This is a genomic window from Azospirillum sp. 11R-A (assembly GCF_049472615.1).
Taxonomy (GTDB): Bacteria; Pseudomonadota; Alphaproteobacteria; order Azospirillales; family Azospirillaceae; genus Azospirillum; species Azospirillum palustre.
The window spans coordinates 1-21,638 of sequence record NZ_JBCEBL010000014.1; the positions used below are offsets into that span (position 1 = coordinate 1).

General features: G+C 68.1%; 20 protein-coding genes and 1 rRNA gene. 13 read left to right on the forward strand and 8 right to left on the reverse strand.

All coding sequences use genetic code 11. The annotated features are described in order from the left end of the window. Nucleotides 1-50: 50 nt before the first annotated feature. The 3 genes from rrf to VH569_RS19055 all read left to right on the forward strand — a co-directional run bounded on the left by rrf (nt 51) and on the right by VH569_RS19055 (nt 2,185). Nucleotides 51-166: ribosomal RNA gene (rrf, locus tag VH569_RS19045) — 5S ribosomal RNA — on the forward strand. Nucleotides 167-386: 220 nt separating this feature from the next. Beyond that, nucleotides 387-1,490: a bifunctional DNA-binding transcriptional regulator/O6-methylguanine-DNA methyltransferase Ada gene (ada, locus tag VH569_RS19050; RefSeq protein ID WP_423317022.1), complete on the forward strand. Its 1,104-nt coding sequence runs from the start codon at nt 387-389 to the stop codon at nt 1,488-1,490. Beyond that, complete coding sequence (locus VH569_RS19055) at nt 1,490-2,185, forward strand: 2OG-Fe(II) oxygenase (protein WP_423317208.1); 696 nt, start codon at nt 1,490-1,492, stop codon at nt 2,183-2,185. Before ada ends, VH569_RS19055 begins: the two co-directional genes overlap by 1 nt. A gap of 4 nt (nt 2,186-2,189) precedes the next feature. On the opposite strand, the gene VH569_RS19060 is transcribed toward VH569_RS19055, so the two are convergent. The 4 genes from VH569_RS19060 to VH569_RS19075 are packed head-to-tail and all read right to left on the reverse strand — an operon-like array spanning nt 2,190 to nt 5,998. After that, complete coding sequence (locus VH569_RS19060; protein ID WP_423317024.1) at nt 2,190-3,008, reverse strand: ABC transporter permease; 819 nt, start codon at nt 3,006-3,008, stop codon at nt 2,190-2,192. Beyond that, entirely contained in the window at nt 3,005-3,769 is a 765-nt protein-coding gene (locus VH569_RS19065) for an ABC transporter ATP-binding protein (protein ID WP_423317026.1), read from the reverse strand. The genes VH569_RS19060 and VH569_RS19065 overlap by 4 nt, the downstream gene beginning before the upstream one ends. A 34-nt stretch (nt 3,770-3,803) precedes the next feature. Beyond that, complete coding sequence (locus tag VH569_RS19070; protein ID WP_423317027.1) at nt 3,804-4,781, reverse strand: YVTN family beta-propeller repeat protein; 978 nt, start codon at nt 4,779-4,781, stop codon at nt 3,804-3,806. Then, entirely contained in the window at nt 4,778-5,998 is a 1,221-nt protein-coding gene (locus VH569_RS19075) for an ABC transporter substrate-binding protein (RefSeq protein ID WP_423317029.1), read from the reverse strand. Before VH569_RS19075 ends, VH569_RS19070 begins: the two co-directional genes overlap by 4 nt. A gap of 245 nt (nt 5,999-6,243) precedes the next feature. On the opposite strand from VH569_RS19075, the gene VH569_RS19080 reads away from it, so the two are divergent. From VH569_RS19080 to VH569_RS19105, 6 genes are all read left to right on the forward strand, one after another. Next, a complete protein-coding gene (locus VH569_RS19080) occupies nt 6,244-7,119 on the forward strand; it encodes a transporter substrate-binding domain-containing protein (RefSeq protein ID WP_423317031.1) in 876 nt (291 codons plus the stop codon). 45 nt (nt 7,120-7,164) lie between these two features. Next, the gene (locus tag VH569_RS19085; protein ID WP_423317032.1) at nt 7,165-8,019 is read left to right on the forward strand and encodes a quinoprotein dehydrogenase-associated SoxYZ-like carrier; all 855 of its coding nucleotides are present in this window, start codon (nt 7,165-7,167) and stop codon (nt 8,017-8,019) included. Further along, nucleotides 8,016-8,969: a quinoprotein relay system zinc metallohydrolase 1 gene (locus VH569_RS19090; RefSeq protein WP_423317034.1), complete on the forward strand. Its 954-nt coding sequence runs from the start codon at nt 8,016-8,018 to the stop codon at nt 8,967-8,969. The genes VH569_RS19085 and VH569_RS19090 overlap by 4 nt, the downstream gene beginning before the upstream one ends. A gap of 238 nt (nt 8,970-9,207) precedes the next feature. Continuing rightward, nucleotides 9,208-10,971: a methanol/ethanol family PQQ-dependent dehydrogenase gene (locus VH569_RS19095; RefSeq protein WP_377810830.1), complete on the forward strand. Its 1,764-nt coding sequence runs from the start codon at nt 9,208-9,210 to the stop codon at nt 10,969-10,971. A 206-nt stretch (nt 10,972-11,177) separates the two neighbouring features. Further along, nucleotides 11,178-11,606 (forward strand): cytochrome c-550 PedF, encoded by a 429-nt coding sequence (gene pedF / locus VH569_RS19100; protein ID WP_376959847.1) that lies wholly within the window; start codon nt 11,178-11,180, stop codon nt 11,604-11,606. A gap of 56 nt (nt 11,607-11,662) precedes the next feature. Beyond that, nucleotides 11,663-12,121, forward strand: a complete 459-nt coding sequence (locus tag VH569_RS19105) for a cache domain-containing protein (RefSeq protein ID WP_109048307.1) — start codon at nt 11,663-11,665, stop codon at nt 12,119-12,121. 120 nt (nt 12,122-12,241) lie between these two features. Here the strand turns inward: VH569_RS19105 and VH569_RS19110 are convergent, their stop codons facing one another. Beyond that, a complete protein-coding gene (locus VH569_RS19110) occupies nt 12,242-14,038 on the reverse strand; it encodes a tetratricopeptide repeat protein (protein WP_423317036.1) in 1,797 nt (598 codons plus the stop codon). 190 nt (nt 14,039-14,228) lie between these two features. Here VH569_RS19110 and VH569_RS19115 point away from each other — a divergent pair, with 190 nt between their 5' ends. From VH569_RS19115 to VH569_RS19130, 4 genes are all read left to right on the forward strand, one after another. Beyond that, complete coding sequence (locus tag VH569_RS19115) at nt 14,229-15,251, forward strand: L,D-transpeptidase (RefSeq protein WP_423317037.1); 1,023 nt, start codon at nt 14,229-14,231, stop codon at nt 15,249-15,251. A gap of 103 nt (nt 15,252-15,354) precedes the next feature. After that, nucleotides 15,355-16,224 carry a branched-chain amino acid ABC transporter permease gene (locus VH569_RS19120; protein ID WP_098737640.1) on the forward strand — a complete coding sequence of 290 codons (870 nt, stop codon included), beginning with the start codon at nt 15,355-15,357 and terminating at the stop codon, nt 16,222-16,224. Further along, nucleotides 16,221-17,240, forward strand: a complete 1,020-nt coding sequence (locus VH569_RS19125) for a branched-chain amino acid ABC transporter permease (protein ID WP_423317040.1) — start codon at nt 16,221-16,223, stop codon at nt 17,238-17,240. The genes VH569_RS19120 and VH569_RS19125 overlap by 4 nt, the downstream gene beginning before the upstream one ends. 1 nt (nt 17,241) lies before the next feature. Continuing rightward, nucleotides 17,242-17,970, forward strand: coding sequence for an ABC transporter ATP-binding protein (locus VH569_RS19130; RefSeq protein ID WP_395454868.1), 729 nt, complete (start codon nt 17,242-17,244; stop codon nt 17,968-17,970). A gap of 11 nt (nt 17,971-17,981) precedes the next feature. Here VH569_RS19130 and VH569_RS19135 read toward each other — a convergent pair whose 3' ends face one another. The 3 genes from VH569_RS19135 to VH569_RS19145 form a co-directional block, all read right to left on the reverse strand. Continuing rightward, nucleotides 17,982-18,785 (reverse strand): family 16 glycosylhydrolase, encoded by an 804-nt coding sequence (locus VH569_RS19135; protein ID WP_423317041.1) that lies wholly within the window; start codon nt 18,783-18,785, stop codon nt 17,982-17,984. Nucleotides 18,786-18,955: 170 nt separating this feature from the next. After that, nucleotides 18,956-20,122, reverse strand: a complete 1,167-nt coding sequence (gene rodA / locus VH569_RS19140; RefSeq protein WP_109490756.1) for a rod shape-determining protein RodA — start codon at nt 20,120-20,122, stop codon at nt 18,956-18,958. A 200-nt stretch (nt 20,123-20,322) separates the two neighbouring features. Continuing rightward, nucleotides 20,323-21,516 (reverse strand): diguanylate cyclase, encoded by a 1,194-nt coding sequence (locus VH569_RS19145; RefSeq protein ID WP_423317043.1) that lies wholly within the window; start codon nt 21,514-21,516, stop codon nt 20,323-20,325. Nucleotides 21,517-21,638: the final 122 nt, after the last annotated feature.

The following is a 21,638-nucleotide window of genomic DNA, read 5'->3' on the forward strand; positions in this document are numbered from 1 at the left end:
GAACAAGCATATGCGCTTTCGGTAACAGCGTCGGTCTTGTGCCTCGGTGACCTGGTGGTCATGGCGAGGTGTCAAACACCCGATCCCATCCCGAACTCGGCCGTGAAAAGCCTCCGCGCCAATGGTACTGCGTCTTAAGACGTGGGAGAGTAGGTCGCCGCCAGGTCGCTCAGGCACAAGAGACGCTCCTTACACAAAACGCAAATGCTTGCATCTTCACACTGATCGGAAACGCCCCGCCTCGAATGAGACGGGGCGTTTCGCTGTTCGGGCCGGATCGCCGCAATTCGAAAGCAAGCGGCGGAGTGTGCCGGTTTGTCCTGCGGTTCAGAGTGCTCTCTCATCACACCACGGAACCTGTAAGGTTCGTGAAGAGAGAGGGACACATGACCGTCGCACTCGATGCTGCCGCCCCTGCCATTGCCGATCCTGCCATCACCGATGTGGAGGCGGAGCGCTGGGAGGCGTTGCGCCGCCGCGATCCTGCCGCTGACGGGCGGTTCGTTTATGCGGTCCGCAGCACCGGCGTCTATTGCCGGCCAAGCTGTGCCGCACGGCCGGCACGGCCGGAGAATGTCGCCTTCTATGCCACCAATGCCGAGGCCGAACAGGCGGGCTTCCGGCCCTGCAAACGCTGCCGGCCGGATGGGCCGAGCCAGGGCGACCGCCGTGCCGAGGCCGTTGCCGTTGCCTGCCGCCTGATCGAGGAGGCGGAGGAGGCGCCCCAGTTGGATGAACTCGCGGCGGCGGCCGGGATGAGTCCGCACCATTTCCACCGCATCTTCAAGCAGGTGACCGGGGTCACCCCGCGGGCCTATGTCCAGGCCCAGCGTGCCGCCCGCGTCGCCGACGCCTTGCAGCAGGCCGGCAGCGTGACCGAGGCGATCTATGAGGCCGGCTATGGGTCTTCCGGACGGTTCTACGAAACCGCGGGCGCGCGGCTGGGAATGACGCCCACCAGCTATCGCAGGGGTGGAGCGGGGGAAACGATCCGCTTCGCGGTCGGCATTTCCTCGCTGGGCTCGATCCTGGTGGCGGCGACGGAGCGCGGGGTGTGTGCGATCCTGCTCGGCGACGACCCGGACCTGCTGCTCCGCGATTTGCAGGACCGCTTTCCCAGGGCGGAGCTGATCGGGGGCGATCCGGCTTTCGAGGCCACGGTGGCGCAGGTGGTGGGGTTCATCGAGGTGCCGGGGACGGGCCTTGCCCTGCCGCTGGATATCGGCGGCACCGCTTTTCAGCAACGGGTATGGCAGGCGCTGCGTGCCATTCCGGCCGGCAGGACCGCCAGCTATGCCGAGATCGCCACTGCCATCGGCGAGCCGGCGGCGGTGCGGGCGGTGGCGCGCGCCTGTGGGGTCAACCCACTGGCGGTGGCGATTCCCTGCCATCGGGTGGTGCGGTCGGATGGTGGCCTGTCCGGCTATCGCTGGGGCGTGGAGCGCAAGCGGGACCTGCTGGACCGCGAACGTAAGGAGGCGACACGGTGATGGCGCTGGAGGATCTGGACTGGACGCGCATCGGCGCGGAACTGGAGTCGGTGGGCCATGCCGTCATGGGGCCTCTGCTGGATGGGGAAAGCTGCAAGGCCTTGGCGGGGCTCTATGGGCAGGACGCTCCCTTCCGCAGCCGGGTGGTGATGGAGCGACATGGCTTCGGCAAGGGCGAGTACAAATATTTCAGCCACCCGCTGCCGGAGCCGATTGTGGCGCTGCGTGCGCCGCTTTACCGCCGGCTGGCACCGGTCGCCAACCGCTGGGCCGCTGCGATGGGGCTCGACACCCGCTATCCCGCCGAGCATGCCGGGTTTCTGGAGCGCTGCCATGCGGCTGGACAGACCCGTCCAACGCCGCTGCTGCTGAAATACGGTCCCGGCGACTACAACTGCCTGCATCAGGATCTGTATGGCGAGACGGTGTTCCCGTTGCAGGTCGCCATCCTGCTGTCGGCACCGGGAACGGACTTCACCGGCGGCGAGTTCGTCCTGACCGAGCAGCGGCCGCGCATGCAGTCGCGCACCACCGTTGTGCCGCTGGGGCTGGGGGAGGCGGTGATCTTCGCGGTGGACCAGCGCCCGGTGCAGGGCACCCGCGGGACCTATCGCGTCCGTCATCGCCACGGCGTCAGCCCGGTGCGCTCCGGAGCGCGCTATACAACCGGAATCATCTTCCACGATGCGGCTTGAGACGTCACCCTGCTGCCGACGGTGCCCGCGATCCCATGCCGCGTGCGGGCGAGTAGCCGCGCACTGCCAGGGCAGCGAACAGCAGGGTGGATCCGGCGACGACCGCCAGCGCCATCCCGTCGATCCGGCCAAAAAGGGCGAAGCGGATCAACTCCACCCCATGGGTGAACGGGTTGAGGCTGCACAGCCACCACAGCAGCGGGCCGGCCTCCTCCATGCGGTAGAGCGGATAAAGCGCGGAGGACAGGAAGAAGAGCGGGAAAACGACGAAGTTCATCACCCCGGCGAAATTCTCCAGCTGGCGGATGGTGGAGGCCAGCACCATGCCGAGCGCCCCCAGCATCAGCCCGTTCAGCAGCAGGGCCGGCAGCACGGTCAGCGGCGCCCAGGCCGGAAGATCGATGCCGTAGAGCCTGACGATGAGCAGGAAGGCCGCCACCTGGAGGATCGACACCACCACCCCGCCCAACAGCCGCGCCACCAGCAGGAAGGCGCGGGGCAGCGGGCTGGTCAGCAGGATGCGCATGCTGCCCATCTCGCGGTCGTAGACCATCGACAGCGACCCCTGCATGCCGTTGAACAGCTGGATCATGCCGATCAGTCCGGGCACGATGTAGACCTCGTAGGGGATGTAGGTCTCGTAGGGCGGGATGATGGCGATGCCGAGGGCCGCCCGGAACCCAGCGGCGAAGACGAACAGCCAGACCAGCGGGCGGACCAGCGCGCCGAGGAAACGTTCGCGCTGGTGGATGAAGCGCAGCACCTCGCGCGCAACGATTCCCTGGAAGGCGATTCCCCAGGTTCTGAGCTGCCGTCCGGTCATGCCGCGGCCTCCACGTCGGCGGCGGGTCGGGCGGCGGTCAGCCGGTCGAAACTCTCCGCCACGGTGGCGCAGCCGGTTTCGGCATTCACCGTGGCGACCGGCCCGCAGGCGCGCACCCGGCCGCGGTGCAGGACCACCGCATGGTCGGTGGCAGGGTCGATCTCGTCGATCAGGTGGGTGGCCCACAGCACGGCGATGCCGTCCTCCGCGCACAGGGCGTGGACATGGCGGATCAGGGTGCGGCGGGCGGGGATGTCCAGCCCGACCGTGGGTTCGTCCAGCAGCAGCAGGGTCGGGCGGTGCAGCAGGGCGCGGGCGATCTCCACCCGCCGGCGATGGCCGCCGTTCAGCGCCCGCACCTTTTCCCCCCGCCGTTCGAACAGCGACAGGCGGGTCAGTTCCGTCTCGATCCGCCGGTCGGCCTCGCGGCGGCCGATGCCGTGCAGCGAAGCGAAATAGCGCAGGTTCTGCAGCACCGTCAGGTCGAGGTCGAGGGTTGGCTGCTGGAACACCACGCCCAGCTCCGCCAGCGCCTTGCCCGGCGCCTGCACGATGTCGTGGCCGTGGATGCGCACCTGCCCGTCGGTCGGCCGCAGCAGCCCGGTGGCGAGCGCAAACAGCGTGCTCTTCCCCGCCCCGTTCGGCCCGAGCAGGCAGGTGAAGGCGCCGGGCATCACGCGAAAGCCGACATCCTCCAGCGCAAGGCGGTTTCCGCCATAGCCGTGGCGCAGCCCCTCGACCTCCAGTGCCGGCACCGTCATTCCGCCATTCCCTTCTATCTGACCTTTCCCTCTGTCAGCCCTTGACCGCCACGCCCCAGGGGTAACGGCCGACCTTGACGGTCTTGGTCACCTTCAGGCTGTCGACGTCGATCACCGACACGTCGCCGCTGACGCCGTTGGTGGTGTAGAGCATCTTCTGGTCCGGCGTCAGCGCCAGATGCCAGACGCGGCGGCCGACCAGCAGATAGTCCTTCACCTCGAAGGTCCTGGCATCCACCACCGCGACATGGTTGGCCGGGCCGAGCGCCACGAAGGCATAGCGGCCGTCGTCGGTCAGCTTGACGCCCACCGGCTGGATGCGGTCCTTGGCGACGCCCTTGATGTGGAAATCGACGACCTTCTTCACCTGGCGGGTGGCGGTGTCGATGACGCTGACCGTGCCGCCGATCTCCGATGACACCCACAGCTGCGAGCCGTCCTTGGTGAACTGGGCGTAGCGCGGGCGGGGGCCGACCAGCGTGTTGTCGACCACCGTGCGCTTTTCCATGTCGATCCAATGGACCATGCTGGTCGTCTCGGAGGTGTTGACGCCCCAGCGGCCGTCGGGACTGACGTCCATTCCCTCCGGCTCCACCCCGACATCGACCTGGAAGGCGACCTTGCGGGTCGGCACGTCGACCACGGTGACGATGTTGCTGTCCTCGTTGGCGATGATCAGGCTCTTGCCGTCGGGGCTGAGGGCGAACTGTTCGGGATCCTCGCCCGACGGCAAATTGTGGACCACCGTCTTGCTGGCAAGGTCGAAGACCTGCACCGTGTGGTCGTCGCTGGCGCAGATGAACAGCTGGGTTCCGTCCTTGGACAGGGTGATGCCGCGAGGGCGCTTGCCGACCTTGATGGTATCGGTGACCGCCATGGTCTTGCCGTCGATCACCGACAGCGTGTTGTCCTTCTCGTTCGACACATAGATGGTCTGGGCCGAGGCGGCGGACGCCAGGGTGGCGGCGATCAATGCGGCCAAGGAAATGCCGGTGAAGCGGGCGGCGGTCATGGCGTGGTCTTTCCTCGCGTCTTGCAGAGCGTTTCCGGTTGGTCGTAGCCCAGGCTGTCCAGCTCGGTCCGCGGGTGCAGGAAGCCCTCCTGCGGCGACACCGACACCAGCGAGCGGTCGGCGGCCAGCAGGACCGGCTGGCGCAGCTGGCCGTCCCAGGGCCGCAGGCTGAGCGGTGCGCCGCGGAAGGCGGACATGGTGAAGTCGGGCGACTGGATGAAGGCGATCAGGCGGTCGGGATCGGCGGTGCGGGCACGGGCGGCGGCTTCGCCGACGACGCGGACTGCGGTCCAGTCATTGTGGTCGCGCGCCGTCATCGGGCGCTTCGCCGCCGCCTTGAAGCGGGATTGCAGCTGTGCCGCCCCCCATTGCTCGTGCGTGCGGTGCCAGACGGTGGGGACCAGCCCCTGGGTGCCGGCGACCGGGCGCGGATCGGCGGTGCGGTAGGACAGATAGTCGCCGAACTCCCCGACCTCGTCGGCGACGACCAGCACGTCATAGGCCTTGGCCTGGGTGAAGACCGGGATCTCGGATTCGGCGGTGCGGTTGACGTCGCTTTCGGCCGTCCACTCCTTCTCTGCGACGATCTGGGCGCCGAAGCGCTTGGCGGCGCGGCGGACGGCATCGGCGTACAGCTTGTCCTCCGGCCGGCGGCCGGTGACCAGGAACCAGCGCGGCCAGCGCTTCTTCACCAGATATTGCCCGAGCGCGTCGGCCAGCATCGCCCGGCTGGGCGCCACATGGACAAGGTTGGCGGCGCAGGCGCTGCCGCGCAGGGCGTCGTCGGGCGCTGTGGCGTTCAGCAGCAGCAGTGTGCGCGCCTCCGGCAGCTTCGACAGCGCCTCCACCGTGGCGCCCGGCGCATCGACGACGACGAAGCGGTCGCCGCGGCCAGCCAGTTCGCGCAGGGCCGCGGCGGCATCGCCGTCCGGCGCAACCTCCACGCTGTCGAGCACGAAGGACTGCTTCAGGAACTTGCCGGTCGTGTTGTTGTCGGCGATGGCGAGCGATGCCCCGGCCAGACCGTCGTCGGCAGCCGGCTCGTCCGGGTTGGCGACGGAGGGAGGCGGCTCAGGCGTCTGCGACAGGAAGCCGATGCGGATCTCGCCCACGGCGTCGGCTGCTGTGCCGACACCGGGCGCCCCGGCCAGGAGCAGGGCGCCGAGTGCCGCCAGCGACACGCTGTTGAGAAGGCGGGGCAGGCGGAGCTTGGTCATCGTATCCGTCGGAATGCCAACAGTTTGGCGTGCAGCCTATCGGGCGACGCACAACTCCGGAATGCGACTATGGAAGCATGGACAGGGGACGGGGTGGGCAGGGCCGACCGGCCGAGGCCCGCCGACCGGGGACTGCCGGGCAGGACGGAGGGCATCTTGTACCAAAGTCCAATTATTGGCGTTGCGGAGCAATGGCTATCCTGCCAGCCCGTTCCCCGATGAACCCACCACTGCCGGGACCTGCCATGGCGATTGTGACCCGCCGCCGATTCCTGTCCGGACTGGCCGCGAGCTGTGCGTCCGCCGGGGCTGCGTCCATGCTTGGCGCCCGGCCTGCTGCCGCCCGGCCGCTGGACGAGGTGATGGAGCGCGGGCGGCTGCGCGTGGCGGTCTATCGCGAGTTTCCGCCATTTTCCTTCCAGCGCGACGGCACCCTGGTCGGCATCGACGTCGATCTGGCGCGAGCGATTGCAGGGAAGCTGGGCGTCAAGGCCGACATCTACGAGCAGATACCGGGAGAGACGGTATCGGACGATCTGCGCGTGGCGGTGTGGCGCGGCAGCCTGTTCGGCGGCGAGCTGGCCGACATCATGATGCACATCCCCTATGACAAGCGCTTCGGCCTGATGAATCCGGAGGCCGTGCTGTTCGGCCCCTATCATCAGGAGGTCTTCGCGCTCGCCCGCGATCCGCAACGGGTGCGCTCCGCCGTGCTGGCGACCCTGCCGGACGAGCCGATCGCGGTGGAGATCGACAGCGTTCCCGACTTCTTCCTGCTGGGTTTGCAGGGTGGCCGGCTGCGCAGCCGCATCATCCATTGCCCGACGCCGGAGGCCGCCATCGAAAAGCTGACCGCCGGCGAGGCGGCGGCGGTGCTGGCGCCGCTGAGCCAGGTGCAGGCGGCGCTCGGGACCAGGATGGAGCAGTTCCCAGTCACCACCGTGACCCTGCCGGGCATGATGACCTCCAGCTGGAACATCGGCATGGCGACCAAGGAGAACTCCCGCGACCTCGCCTACAGCATCGGCGACGCGGTGACGGCGCTGACCGAGGACGGAACGATGGCGAAGATTTTCGCCGCCTACGGCGTCACCCACACGCCGCCGCCGCTGGTGGAGTGAACCGGGGACAAGCGGATGGTTTGCCATATGGGTCGGGAGGGGTGGATGAGACACGCGCTGCGCCATATGGGACTTGCCAGTGCGATTCTCGTCGCCGCGGCTCCGGTCTTCGCCGCAAGCTCCCCGTCCGATCCGCTGAAGTCCGTGATGTGGGACATCCTGCGCGACCAGTATTTCGCCGGCGCTCCGGTCGTGTTCGACGCTGCGGTCAAGGTGACCGCTCCGGCGGCGGCGGAAGACACGCGCGCGGTGCCGCTTTCCGTCGATGCCACGGCGCTGGGACAGGTGGTGGAGATGGTGGCGATTGCCGACCTGAACCCCTTCCCGCTGGTGTTGCGCTACCATCCCGGCACTGCGGCGCCCTACATCGCCACCCGCATCAAGATCCAGCAGGCCACCGCCGTGCGCGGCGCGGCGCGGACCGCCGACGGGGTCTGGCATGTCTCCGGCGTGCTGGTCGACGCGGCGGGCGGCGGGTGCAGCGCGCCGCCGACGTCCTATGCCCAGAAGGACTGGGCCGATCATGTCGGCGAGGTGCAGGCTCGGCTGTGGCCGGCGGACGAGGACGGGGTGGCGCGGCTGCGGCTGCGCATCCGTCATCCCAACGACACCGGGCTGGTCGACGGCATCCCGGCCTATTTCGTCGAAACCCTGCAGGTGGATGCGCAGACTCCCGGCGGATCGCCGACGCTGGCGCGCATCGACAGCCTGGAGCCGGTGTCGGAGAATCCGGTCTTTTCGCTGGATCTCCGCCCGCCGCCGGACGCAACGGCGCTGATCCTGCGCGGCCGGGACAACCAGGGCGGCGAGATCCGGGCGACCATCCCGATGCCGCCGCCCGGCGCCAAGCCGGCGATGTCCCTGAAGCCTGCCGGGCAGCCGTGGAGTGTCGGGCAATGAGCATGCCGCTGTTGCGCCGGCTGATGTTGACCGCCGCTCTGACGGCCGGACTGATGTCGGGTGCGGCACAGGCTGCCGGGACGCCGACCTATGATCTGAAGCCGACGAGGATCGCCCCCGACACTTACGTCTTCGAAGGCTCCACCAAGCATTTCACCCGCGCCAACGGCGGGAACATCCTGAATTCGGGATTCATCGTCACGGCGGACGGGGTGATCGTCATCCAGACCGGCCCGTCCCGCCGCTATGGCGAGGAGATGCGCGCGGCCATCCGCAAGGTCACCGAGAAGCCGATCCGCAAGGTCTTCGTCAGCAACCTGCATCCGGATTACTGGCTGGGAAACCAGGCCTTCGCCGATGTGCCCGTCGCGGCGCTGCCCGGCACCATCGCCGGCATCCAGGAGGAGGGCAACGGCATCGCCGAGAACATGTACCGGCTGGTCGGCGACTGGATGCGCGGGACCGAGGTGACGCTGCCGACCGAGCCGGTCTATGGCTCGACCGTGAAGTTCGGCGACCACCGCCTGCGGCTGATCCCGCTGAGCGGCCACACCGCCGCCGACCTGATGATCCTGGACGAATCGACGGGCGTGCTGTTCTCCGGCGGCGTGGTGTTCTGCGACCGCACCCCGACCACGCCGCACGCCACCGTCGCCGACTGGCTGAGGGAGCTGGATGCGGTCGATGCGCTGGACATCCGGCTGCTGGTGCCCAACCACGGGCACATCCGTCCCGACAAGGCCTGCGTCGCCCAGACCCGCGACTGGCTGACTTGGCTGGACGGCACGCTGCGCCATGCCGTGGAGTCCGGCCTGGATATGGCCGAAGCGTTGGAGCTGCCGATTCCGGAGCGCTTCCAAGTGCTTGACGTGCTGCGGGAAGAGTATCGCCGCTCCGTTGCCCATCTCTGGCCGAAGATCGAGCAGGCAAGTCTGCCGCAGGTCAATTGACGGGCTGGCGACCCGGAGGAGAATGGACGCTTACGCCTGCTACTATCCGACAATTTACCCGACCGATCATCCGTCTACACTGCCGAATATCGTAGAGCGACGCGGCCCCTCCGGCCGCCAAAAGCTTGAAAAAGCCGCCCCGATTCCGTTCGCCACCGCCGGACCCGCCCGTCCGGCGGCAACGGGCGGGTCTTGCCCGGGCGGTGCCGTCATCATCAGTTTTGGGAGGCAACCGCACATGAAGCGCCTGGTTACAAGTCTCGCCCTGGCAGCCTCGCTGACCGCGTTCAGCGCCACCGGCGTCCTCGCCGCCGACGCCGGCGGTCCGTCCAGCGACGATCTGCTGAAGAGCGCCACCAACACCGAAGCGGTCCTGACCTATGGCATGGGGCCGCAGGCCCAGCGCTTCAGCCCGCTGACCGACCTGACTGCCGACACCGTCAAAAAGCTGGTCCCGGTCTGGTCCTTCTCCTTCGGCGGCGAGAAGCAGCGCGGGCAGGAAGCCCAGCCCATCATTTATGACGGCACCATCTATGTCACCGGGTCCTATTCCCGCCTCTATGCGGTCGATGCCCGCACCGGCCATAAGAAGTGGGAATACAACCACCGCCTGCCCGACGGCATCATGCCCTGCTGCGACGTGGTCAACCGCGGCGCCGCGATCTACAAGGACAAGATCTACTTCGCCACGCTGGACGCCCGCCTCGTCGCGCTGAACCGCGAGACCGGCAAGGTGGTGTGGAACAAGAAGCTGCAGGAATACAAGGAAGGCTATTCCAACACCGCCGCCCCGCTGATCATCGACGGCAAGATCATCACCGGCAATTCCGGCGGCGAGTTCGGCGTCATCGGCATGGTCGAAGCCCGCGATGCCGAAACCGGCGAGCTGGTCTGGCAGCGCCCGACCATCGAAGGCAACATGGGCACGCTGAACGGCAAGGACTCGACCGTCACCGGCAAGACCAACGCCAGCTGGCCCGGCGACATGTACAAGACCGGCGGCGGCGCCACCTGGCTGGGCGGCACCTACGACCCTGAAACCAAGACGCTGTTCTTCGGCACCGGCAACCCGGCGCCCTGGAACTCGCACCTGCGTCCGGGCGACAACCTCTACACCTCCTCCACGCTGGCCATCAATCCGGACAACGGCGAGATCAAGTGGCACTACCAGACCACGCCGCATGACGGCTGGGACTTCGACGGCGTGAACGAGTTCGTGTCCTTCGACCTGAAGAAGGACGGCAAGGTCATCAAGGCCGGCGGCAAGGCCGACCGCAACGGCTTCTTCTACGTCATCGACCGCACCAACGGTAAGCTGATCAACGCCTCGCCCTTCGTCACCAAGATCACCTGGGCCAAGGGCATCGACATCGAGACCGGCCGTCCGATGTACAACGACGACAACCGTCCGGGCGCCCCGGCGACCGCCGATGCGCATGACGCAAAGGGCAAGTCGGTGTTCGCGGCCCCGGCCTTCCTGGGCGCCAAGAACTGGATGCCGATGGCCTACAACCCGCAGACCGAGCTGTTCTATGTCCCGGCCAACGAGTGGGGCATGGACATCTGGAACGAGCCGATCACCTATAAGAAGGGTGCGGCCTATCTCGGCGCCGGCTTCACCATCAAGCCGCTGTACGACGATTACATCGGTGCGCTGCGCGCCGTCGATCCGAAGACCGGCAAGATCGTCTGGGAGTACAAGAACCCGGCCCCGCTGTGGGGCGGCGTCCTGACCACCGCCGGCAATCTCGTCTTCACCGGCACGCCGGAAGGCTATCTGAAGGCCTTCGACGCCAAGTCCGGCCAGGAGGTCTGGAAGTTCCAGACCGGCTCCGGCGTGGTCGGCAGCCCGGTCACCTGGAAGATGGATGGCGAGCAGTATGTCGCCGTCGTCTCCGGCTGGGGCGGTGCGGTGCCGCTGTGGGGCGGCGACGTCGCCAAGCTGGTGAAGGACATCAACCAGGGCGGCTCGCTCTGGGTCTTCAAGCTGCCGAAGGCCTGACCGCCAGCGCGGACAGGCGGGAGGAAGGCGGGCCGGAGCGATCCGGTCCGCCCATTCCCGTGTCTACAGCCTGGAAAGTCATTCTTCGCATAGATTTGACTGTGTCCTACCATAGTCCAATTATTCGTGGGTTCCACTGCTGATAACGTCCGCTCATGCGAAGCAAAGGCCGCAGGGCGGCCAGAAACAGAGGGAACGTCTTTCTCATGAATGCACGGATTGTTCGGCTTGCAGCCGCGATTGGTCTGATCGGCGCCGTCGCTCTTCCCGGTCTGGTTTACGCCCACGGCGACGTCGTCCCGCAGCCGGTGGACACCACCGGACTGGACAAACTGGGTGAAAAGTGGCGGGACAGCAATCCCTACCGTGGCAACCCGCGCGCCATCGAGATCGGTTCGTCCGCCTTCAACCAGAACTGCGCGCGCTGCCATGGGCTGGGTGCGGTGTCCGGCGGCATCGCCCCCGACCTGCGCTATCTGGAAAAGGGCGATGCCGGCGACGAGTGGTTCAAGGAGCGCGTCACCAACGGTTCGATCCGCAACGGCGTGACCTACATGCCGCAGTTCGGTGAAGCGCTGGGGCAGGAGGCGCTGTGGTCGATCCGCTCCTGGCTGGAAACCGTGCACGAGGAGTGACCCCTGCCGGATCGTTGGCTCCTTCCTTCCTCTCCTCTCTTCCAAGGTGGTCATCCATGATTCGCAGAACCGCATCCCTGGTCGCCGTCGCGGCGGCCCTGCTGACCGCACCGGCCTTCGCCGCCGATCACGCCACGCCGGAGCAGGCCAAGTCGCTGGTCGCCGAGGCCGTCGCCTATCTGAAGGCCAAGGGGCCGGACGAGGCGACCAAGGCCTTCCAGGACCCCAAGGGCAGCTTCCGGCGCGGTGAGCTGTATGTGTTCGTCTTCGACACCGACGGCCGCTATGTCGCCTCCGGCGCCAACCCGAAGCTGGCCGGCTCCAACGCCGCCGATCTGAAGGACGCGGAAGGCAAGCCCATCGTCCAGGCGATGATCGGGGAGACCAAGGACAAGCCGAACGCCGTCATCGACTATGTCTGGCTGAACCGTCAGACCAACAAGGTCGAGCACAAGCATTCCTACGTCACCCGCGATGGCCGGTACATCGTCGGCGCCGGGACGTACGATCAGTGACGGCCTGAGACTGCCGCCGTCGGATAGCGTCTGAAACAATTCCGCCCGGCCCCTGTACGAAGGTCTGCTTCGTACAGGGGCCGGGCGGACGTCTGTCTGGGGCAGGGGCGGGGCCGGGGTTCAGTACAGCTCCTGCGCCTCGCGCGCATAGTCCAGCAGCTTTTCCACCGACCGCGCGCGGTCCGCCGTCTCGGCGAAGCGGGTGCGTGCCACTTCGGCAGCCTGCGCCCGTGCGGCGGCATCCTGTCCAAGCGTCGCGGCGCGGTCCAGGAAGGCGGCCTCGTCGGCGACGGTCGAGGCGGTGCCGACGATGCCGGCGACATCGCCCTGGGCATAGCTCACCACCGGCAACCCGTCCGCCAGCGCGAAGGCCGCGCTGCCGCCGCCGCCCTGGCGCGGCGGGTTCAGATAGGCGGTCGCCACGCCATACAGCCCGCGAATGGCGTCGACATCTCCCAGCGCTTGCATCCGCGCGGCGTTGCGGGCGGTGGCGATCCGGCCCGGCAGGTCGGTCACCGCGCCGGCGAAGGCGACATGCGCGTCGGGCACGCGGTCAAGCAGGCGGTCGAGCGTTTCGAGGAACTCCGGCCCGACCTCCTGATCCAGGCGGTTGCCGACGACGACATAGAGCGGCCCGTCGGCCGGCAGGCCGAAATCGGCGCGGCTGCGGGCCGGACCGGCATCCGGCAGGGTCCAGCCGAAGGAGAAGGGACGGAAGCGTGCCCGCGCCTCCTCCGGCCAGCCGGCGGCGCTATCCTCCGGGGCGTAGCCCAGCAGAAGCGTGGCGAGCGAGGGCGGCAGGCCGCTGGAGGTCGGCAGGAACACCACCGGCCGGCTGCGGGCGAACAGATCGGCCACCGTGTTGGAGCCGCCGAAGGCAACGATCACATCGGGATCGAAGCGCTGCACCGCATCGACGATGGCGGTCAGCTTCTCCTCGTCGAAACGCGGCTGCGGGAAGGACAGCATGCGGACCTCGGCGCCGAAGGCGGTCAGGGTCTGTTCGCCGTCATACTCCGCGGTGACGTTGTAGCTGTATTCGGGAACGAAGCCGTTCTCGCCTTCCACCGCCATGGCGTTGGGGTTGACGATCAGCACCTGGCAGCCATGGTCGTCCTGGAGCCGGTGGGCATAATCGAAGGCGTCGGCGGTCGGCTGGTGCCCCTCGCCCAGCATCTGGTTGGTGATCAGCGCCACCCGCTTCACCGCAGTGCGCGGCGCCACCCGGCGCAGGCGGGTGTCGAGGCCGTAGCGGCGCGCCGTCTCCTCCACCAGCAGGCGGTAGAACCGGCGGAATTCGCCGGTGGTGAAGGCGCTGACATCGCCCTTGCGCGTGTCGCCCTGGAACAACCGCATGGCGATGCCCCAGTAGGCGTAATGCATCGACGGGATGGAAAAGCGCAGCGGGTCGTCCAGCGCCGTGTTCACCAGGGCGCGGTAATAGGCCACGTCGCCGGTCAGCAGGAAAAGCAGCGACTGGCGCCGCATCACGTCGCCCATGGTGTAACGGGCATCGACCTCGGCGGCGGCGACGGCGCGGATGTCGTCGTCATAGCGGCGGATCAGGTTGGCGAGCGCCCCGACATTGCCCCAGCCCTCTCCCTCGTTGGTCAGCAGGGTCAGGGCGCGGGCGAAGCTCATCGCCGCCTCGCGGTGGCGGCCGGACGCGTGCAGGGCGTGACCCAGATTGGCATGGAACAGCGGGGAACCGTCATCGCCGGCCACGGCCTGGGCGATGCGGTCCACCGCCTCGTCCGCCCGGCCGGATTGCAGCGCGATCACGCCCAGCAGATGCAGGGCGTCCGGATGGCCGGGCGACGCGTCCAGCACGTCGCGATACAGCCGTTCGGCCTCCGCGGTGCGGCCGGCGCGGTGGTGTTCCGTTGCGACGGCCAACGTCTGCTCGATCTGGTCCATGATGCACGTCCTTGCTGTCCGGGGCGGCCCCGTTCCCCGGCGACCGTCGTCCCATGCTGTTTACCCTGTTTTAGGGGACACGCGATCAACTTTCCGCATGCATGGATTTACGACCTTTCGGGGAGACCGCGGCCGCGGCGCCCTCCTCCGACCGACAACAGCCGCCACCGCCATCCTGGCACGGTGTCTTTTGTGGGCCCTCCTCGCCCTTGCCGGGATCGCCGGCGCGGGGTCGGCCCAGGCGGCCGATCCGGGGCCGGCCGATCCGAAGCTGGGCGGCCGGTCGATTGCCATCAGCCTTGCCGACCGCCGCCTCTACCTGACGGATCCCGACGGCGGAACCCGCAGCTTTCCGGTCGCCATCGGCCGTCCCGGCGTGCCGATTCCCGTCGGCGACAGCAGCATCCAGCGCAAGCGCCGCGACCCGACATGGCGGCCGACTGCCAACCAGCGGCGCGACAACCCCGCCCTGCCACGGGCGGTTCCGCCCGGACCGAACAACCCGCTGGGCCGGTTCGCGCTCGATCTCGGCTGGCCGGCCATCGCCATCCACGGCACCAACGACCCGGACTCGATCGGCACACGGGCCAGCGGCGGCTGCTTCCGCATGCTGCCCGCGGACATCGAGACCGTCTTCGCGGCGGCGGAGGTCGGCATGCCGGTGCGGGTGGTGCGGGCGTCGCTGGGCGGAGCCACGCCGGAGCTGCCGGTTTCCCGGCCGGCCGGGACGGTTGCGGTCGCGGTCAAGGCAGCGCCGCCGCCCCTGCCGCCGCCTCCACCGCCGTCCTTGGCCGCCCCGGTGCCCGCCGCCGCCATCGTCAAGCCACCGGAGCCGCCCCCGGAGCCGCCGTCAGCGCCGGTCGCCGATCCGCGCTGCGCCACCGTGACGGCGCCGCTGCGGCGGATGATCTGCGACGTCCCGGCGCTCGCATTTCTCGACGGCCGTGCCCGCGGAACGCAGGACCGCTTCCTGGCCGGCATCGCCGATCCGGCGGCCCGCGCCGGCGCGGCCTATGAGCTGATCCAGGACGAGCGCCGCTTCCACGAGCGGATCGCGGCACTGTGCTGGATTCGCAGCGGGACCGAGGGAGACCCGGCGGTGGCCGCGGCGGCGCAGTCCTGTCTGGCGACGGCACTCGACCGCCGGTTGAACGACGTGACGGAGCGTATCGCGAGCCTGCGCGGCGGCACCCGGATCGCCGGCCGGCCATAGCGGGATCGGGACGAATCGCGTTGCCGGCGGTCGTTCTGGCTTGCCTGCATCCCCCTTGGGCTGCTAACCCGCAGAACCCAACCGTTCGGACAATCCGCCGCCCATGCCGATCGACTATTATTTGAACATCGCGGCCTCTGGCCTGCTGACCGGCCTGGTCTACGGGCTGGCGGCGCTGGGGCTTTCGGTCATCTTCGGCGTGGTGCGCGTCGTCAACTTCGCCCATGGCGAGATGATGGTGGCGGGCATGTACGGCGCGGTGCTGCTGGGCGGCTGGCTGGGTCTCGACCCGCTGCTGTCGGCCCCGCTCATGGCGGCACTGCTGTTCGCCTGCGGCTGGCTGTTGCAGCGCGGGCTGGTGAACAAGTTCGTCGAGCGGCCGGAGCACATGCAGTTCATCCTGCTGCTGGGCATCGCCACCATCCTGGTCAACGCCATGCTGATGCTGTTCGGCCCGGACGCCCGCAACGTCCAGGTGCCCTACAGCTTCGACACGGTGGAGATCGGGTCGATGCTGCTGGATGCCGTGCGGCTGCGTGCCGGGGCGGCGGCCATCGTGGTGGCGGCGGCGCTGTTCGCCTTTTTCCGCTTCAGCCGCACCGGCAAGGCGATCCGCGCCTGCGCCGACAACCCGCTGGGCGCCCGCGTGGTCGGGCTGAACATCGACGGGCTCTATGCCCTGACCTTCGGCATCGGTGCCGCGGTGGTCGGGGTCGCGGGTGCGCTGATGACGCTGCTGGTCGATGCCCGGCCGCAGCTGGCGCCGGAATATACGCTGCTCAGCTTCATCATCGTCATCGTCGGCGGGCTGGGCAGCCTGCCCGGCGCGTTGCTGGGCGGCGTGCTGATCGGCATGTCGGAGGCGCTGGCCGGTTTCCTGCTGACGCCGTCCATGAAATCCCTGTTCAGCTACGGGGTGCTGATCGTGGTGCTGCTGCTGCGCCCGCAAGGGCTGTTGGGGAAACGGTCATGAGCGGGCTTTCGGGCGTGATGTTTTCCGGGATTACCGGGCGCGGGATGGCGCTGCTGGTCCTGGCGGCGCTGGGGTTGGCGGTGGCGCCCTTCGTCGCCGACCGTTATCTGGTGTCGGTGCTGACCACCGTGCTGTGGTTCGCCTATGTCGGGCAGGCCTGGAACGTGATGATGGGCTTTTCCGGCCTGCTGTCGCTGGGCCATGCGCTGTATGTCGGCCTCGGCGCCTATGTCAGCGCGGCGCTGTTCGTCCATTTCGGCATCGGCCCCTGGGCCGGCATGGTCCTGGCGATGCTGGTCGCGGTGGTGGCCGGCTGCGTCATCGGCTTCCTGGGCTTCCGCTTCGGGGTGAAGGGCGTGCATTTCGCCCTGCTGACCATCGCCTTCGCCGAGGTGGCGCGCATCGGCTTCGACCACATCACCTGGGTCGGCGGCTCCGGCGGCTTCTTCCTGCCGGTGGAGGCGGGGGCGAGCGATCCGCTCAACCTGCGCGGCTCGCCGGTGCTGTTCTATTACGTGGCGCTGGCGCTGGTCGTCGCCGCGCTGTTCCTGTCGCGCGCCCTGCTGCACAGCCGGCTCGGCTATCAATGGCTGGCGGTGCGCGAGGAACCGGACGCGGCGGAGGCGTCGGGCGTCGACCTGTTCCGCGCCCGCATGACGGCGGTGGCGGTGTCGTCCGCCCTGACCGCGCTGGGCGGCGTGTTCCAGGCCTTCTATTTCAACAACCTGTTCCCGGAGCAGGTCTTCTCGATGGGCCGGTCCATCGAGATCATCCTGCCGGCCATCGTCGGCGGCATCGGCACGCTGGTCGGCCCGATCCTGGGCGCCTTCATCCTGACGCCGCTGGGCGAGGCGCTGACCTTCCTGATCGAGGCCGGCGGGCTGGACCTGCCCGGCCTGAAGCAACTGTTCTATGGCGCGGCGCTGGTGGTGATCGTGGTGTTCCGGCCGGAGGGCGTCTGGCCCTGGCTGGCCCGCCGCCTGCGTCTCGTCCGCCAACCGGGGGAGGGCGCCTGAGATGACCGCCTTGCTTGAGGTCGAGCGCCTGTCCAAGCGGTTCCGCGGGCTGAAGGCGGTGTCGGAGGTCAGCTTCACCGTGCCGGAGGGGCGCATCCTGGCGCTGATCGGCCCGAACGGCGCCGGCAAGACCACCACCTTCAACCTGATCGCCGGCGTCTTTCCGCCGGACGAGGGGCGGGTGACGCTGAAGGGCCGCAACCTGACCGGCCTGAAGCCCAACCAGGTCTGCGCCGCCGGCATCGGCCGCACCTTCCAGATCGTCAAGCCCTTCGGCCAGCTGACGGTCGAGGAGAATGTCGTGGTCGGCGCGCTGGCCCGCGAACGGTCGGTGGAGACCGCGAGGCGGCAGGCCCGCGCCGTGCTCGAGCGTCTGGAACTGGCCGATCAGGCCAACCGCCCGGCGCGCAGCCTGACCCTGCCCGACCGCAAACGGCTGGAGGTCGCCCGCGCGCTGGCCACCCGTCCGACCCTGCTGCTGCTGGACGAGGTGCTGGCAGGGCTTCGCCCGACCGAGGTCGACCGGATGGTCGAGGTCCTGCGCGACCTGAACCGGCGCGAAGGCCTGACCATCCTGATGATCGAGCATGTCATGCGCGCGGTGATGGCGCTGTCCGACCGCGTGGTGGTGCTGGACCATGGCGAGAAGATCGCCGACGGCGCCCCGGCGGAGGTCGTCGCCGACCCCCGTGTCGTCGAATCCTACCTGGGCGCCGAAGCGCTGGACTGACCGGGCGGTCCTCAGTTGCTGAGGTTCGCCGGATCCTCTCGGTAGGTGACGGAGGCGACCTCGGCGGCCAGGGGATGGCCGGGATAGGTGAAGCGGCGCAGCCATTCGGTGTCGCCGGACGCGCTCCAGAAGCGCAGCATCAGCCGGCCGGGCATGCGCGGCAGCTCCTCCGGCTTGCCCGACACCTGATGGACCGGCTTGCCGTCGACGGTCCAGACGATGCCGGTGGGCTTCCAGTCGAAGCCGTAGCTGTGGACTCCCTTGGCGGCGTCGAAGCCGAGATCGATCACCGTGTTGCGGTGCCCGGCGCCGTTGACCACATAGCTGATCTCCAGCTTGGTGGTGTCCTTGCCGGCGATCCCCATGGTGATCTCGTCCCACGGATCGCCGAAGGGCGGGCCGGTGTAGTGGGAGACCGAGGTCATCACCCCATCGGCCTTCACCGCCTTCAGCGACACCGTGTAGGCGCCGTAGCCGTAAAAGCGGTGCGTCGAATATTCGCCGCAGGAATAGCGGTCGCTGCCGGACATGCGCTCGCTGCCGGAAATCCGGTCGCTGACCGACAGGGCGAGGTGGCCTTTTCCGGCGGTGACGTTGGCGCGGCTCCAGGTGCAGTTCATGTGCCCGCCGGCCTTCCAGCCGTCCGACCGCTGCCAGCGCGAGGTCTCGAAGGACCCGGCATTCTCGCTGAAGCTGCCGCCGATATGGCTGAACGGCGACTCCGCCAGCGCCGGTGCGCTGCCGAGCAGAAGGGCGGCAAGGCCCGCCCCGATCGCCGTCGTCCGTCCGCTCTGTCCTAAGGCATCACTCCGCATGGCTATTTCCTCCCGCTGATACCGGGCCTATCCGCAAGATCGGTCGGCCTGCACCCCGATATCGCGAGGGTGGGGCGAAGCGGCAACGGCGCGGCCGGGGTGCGACAGGCACTTGCCCGGCGTACCTCAGCCGATAACCGAACCGAATGGGGGATGTCGGACGTCGGAAGTCAGACGTCGGTGACGCCGCTTTTGGGGATGCGCACGTCGCGGTGGACCGACATGCTCAGCAACAGGCCGACGCCGATCATCAGCGTCATCATCGCCGATCCGCCATAGGACACCAGCGGCAGCGGGATGCCGACGACGGGGATCAGCCCCATCACCATCGCCACATTGACGAAGACGTAGAGGAAGAACTGCGCCGTCATGCCGACCGCGACCAGCCGGCCGAACTGGCTGCGGCTGTTCAGCGCGATCACCCAGCCATAGATGAACAGCAGGATGTAGAGCGCCAGCAGCGTGGCGGCGCCGACCATGCCGAATTCCTCCGCCAGGACGACGAAGATGAAGTCGGTGTGCTTTTCCGGCAGGAACATCAGCTGGCTCTGCGAGCCGGACATGAAGCCCTTGCCGAACAGGCCGCCGGAGCCGAGCGCGATCTTCGACTGCAGGATGTTGTAGCCGGCGCCGAGCGGATCGGTCTCCGGATCGAGGAAGGTGTAGACGCGCTGCTTCTGGTAGTCGTGCAGGAACTCCCAGGCGATGGGGATGGCGCTGAGGCCGCCGCCGATCACCAGCAGGAACTTCCACACCCGGACCCCGGCGGCGAAGAAGATGGCGCCGCTGCCCATGATCAGCAGCAGCGAGGTGCCGAGGTTGGGCTGCATCAGGACGAAGGCGACGGGCGTGAAGACCAGCAGCAGCGGCGGGATCAGCAACAGCGGCCGGCCGATCTGGTCCAGCGTCACTCCGTGGAAATAGCGGGCAAGCGCCAGCGTCAGCGCCGGTTTCATCAGCTCCGACGGCTGGAGCTGGAAGAAGCCGAGGTCGATCCAGCGCTGGGCGCCCATGCCGATGCGGCCCATCAGCTCCACCGCGATCAGCAGGCAGAGCACCATGAAGAAGATGACGTAGGCCGACTTCATCAGGTGGCGGATGTCGACCAGTGCGATGCCCAGCATCAGGACGAGGCCGGGAATGGCGCGGACCAGCTGCGGCTGCGCCCACGGCTTCCAATGGCCGCCGGCGGCGGAATAGAGCAGCCCGACGCCGACCCCGGTGATCGTGCAGATCAGCAGGACCAGCCCCCAGTTGATGAGCCTGAATTTTGTGCCGAGCGTCAGCTGCGACCGCTGCGGCTCCAGGCCGCCGGAGCCGAGATGGGAAAGAACCACGACCTTGCGCCGATGTTGCCGGAAGGGACGGAACCGGGTCTGACCCGGAAAGCCGGCCCCGGACTATCGACCGGAGTAAGCCGGCCGGCGGGGACCGGCGCGGATAATGCGGCAAGCGGCCCCGCGGGTAAAGGCGGCCGTGCGTCATTGCCCGCAGGGCCGCTTTTTCTAACCGGTCCCGCGCGTCCATTTTCTGGCTGTCAGGCGTGCAACGCAGGGGTCAGCGCCACCGCGGGGTAGAAACGCACCTGATTGCGACCGGCATGCTTCGCGTCGTAGAGCGCGCTGTCCGATTGGGCCATCAGGTCGGAAAACTCGCTGTGTTCCCGCGTCAGGCTGACGCCGCCGATGCTGCAGGTCACCGTCACGCCGCCTTCGGCGCCAAGCTGGGCCAACTGCCGCTCGATGGCGCTGCGCAGCCGTTCGGCCAGCAGCCGGCCGGCCTCCAAACCCGTTTCCGGCAGCAGGATGGCGAACTCCTCCCCGCCGATCCTGCCCACCGAATCCTCGCGCCGGATCTGCGCGGCACAGCAGTCGGCCACCGCCTGGATGACCCGGTCGCCGAACGGATGGCCGGCCCGGTCGTTGACCGCCTTGAAGCGGTCGATGTCGAGCACCAGCACCGTCAGGTCGCGGCAATGGCGGCGGGCGCGGCGGAACTCGACCTCGCCCAGTTCGAACAGGCGGCGGCGGTTCAGGCTGCCGGTCAGCCCGTCGGTGTGGGCGAGCTTCGCCAGTTCGCGGTTGAACTCGTCGCTGGCCATCAGGACGTAATTGATGGCACCCATGACGGTGCCCAGCATCGACAACTGGAAGGTGACCCGCTCCACACGGTCGTCCACCATCTGATCGACCGGCATTTCCCCCTGAATCATGCCCGCACCCATGCGGACCAGATACACCATGGCCAATGTGGCCGACAGCAGCCCGGTTACATAATGGGGAATGCCGCGATCCTCGTAACGCACCAGAACCTCGAAGGCGATGACAAGCAATACGGCAGAGGTCGCGAAGCTGGTCAGGATGCGGACATAGGAGATGCCGCCACCGGCGAGCAGCAGCAGAGAGCAGGCCAGGGCGACTGCCAGACCGACTGCCGCCGGCAGCAGAAGCCTGACCGGCCGGTTCTGGAGATGGCGGACGCTGGTGTAGTTCATCGCCAACCCGGCGATCCCCAACCCGTTGGCAAGCGGCACCAGAAGGTCCGGCGCCGCCCCGCCGCGCAAGCCCGCGATCAGGAAGGCGCAACCGAGCAGCAATTTCCCATAGGCATAGGCGCGCAGCGAGTTGCGGATGTGACGCGGGTAGCGGCCGGAGGCGACGGCAATGGACAGGCCGACGGCAAAGCCTATGACGGTGATGACCTGCGCGATGAAGGTCGTCTCGAAATCCATCCGCAAACCTGCCACGCACCGTTACGCCGGTATGTCATGGGCACGCTATACGAAGCCTTGGCCGGTGACAAGCCGAAGGGGGCGAAGCCTGTCGCTGGATTTATGACTATTGGAACTGGATT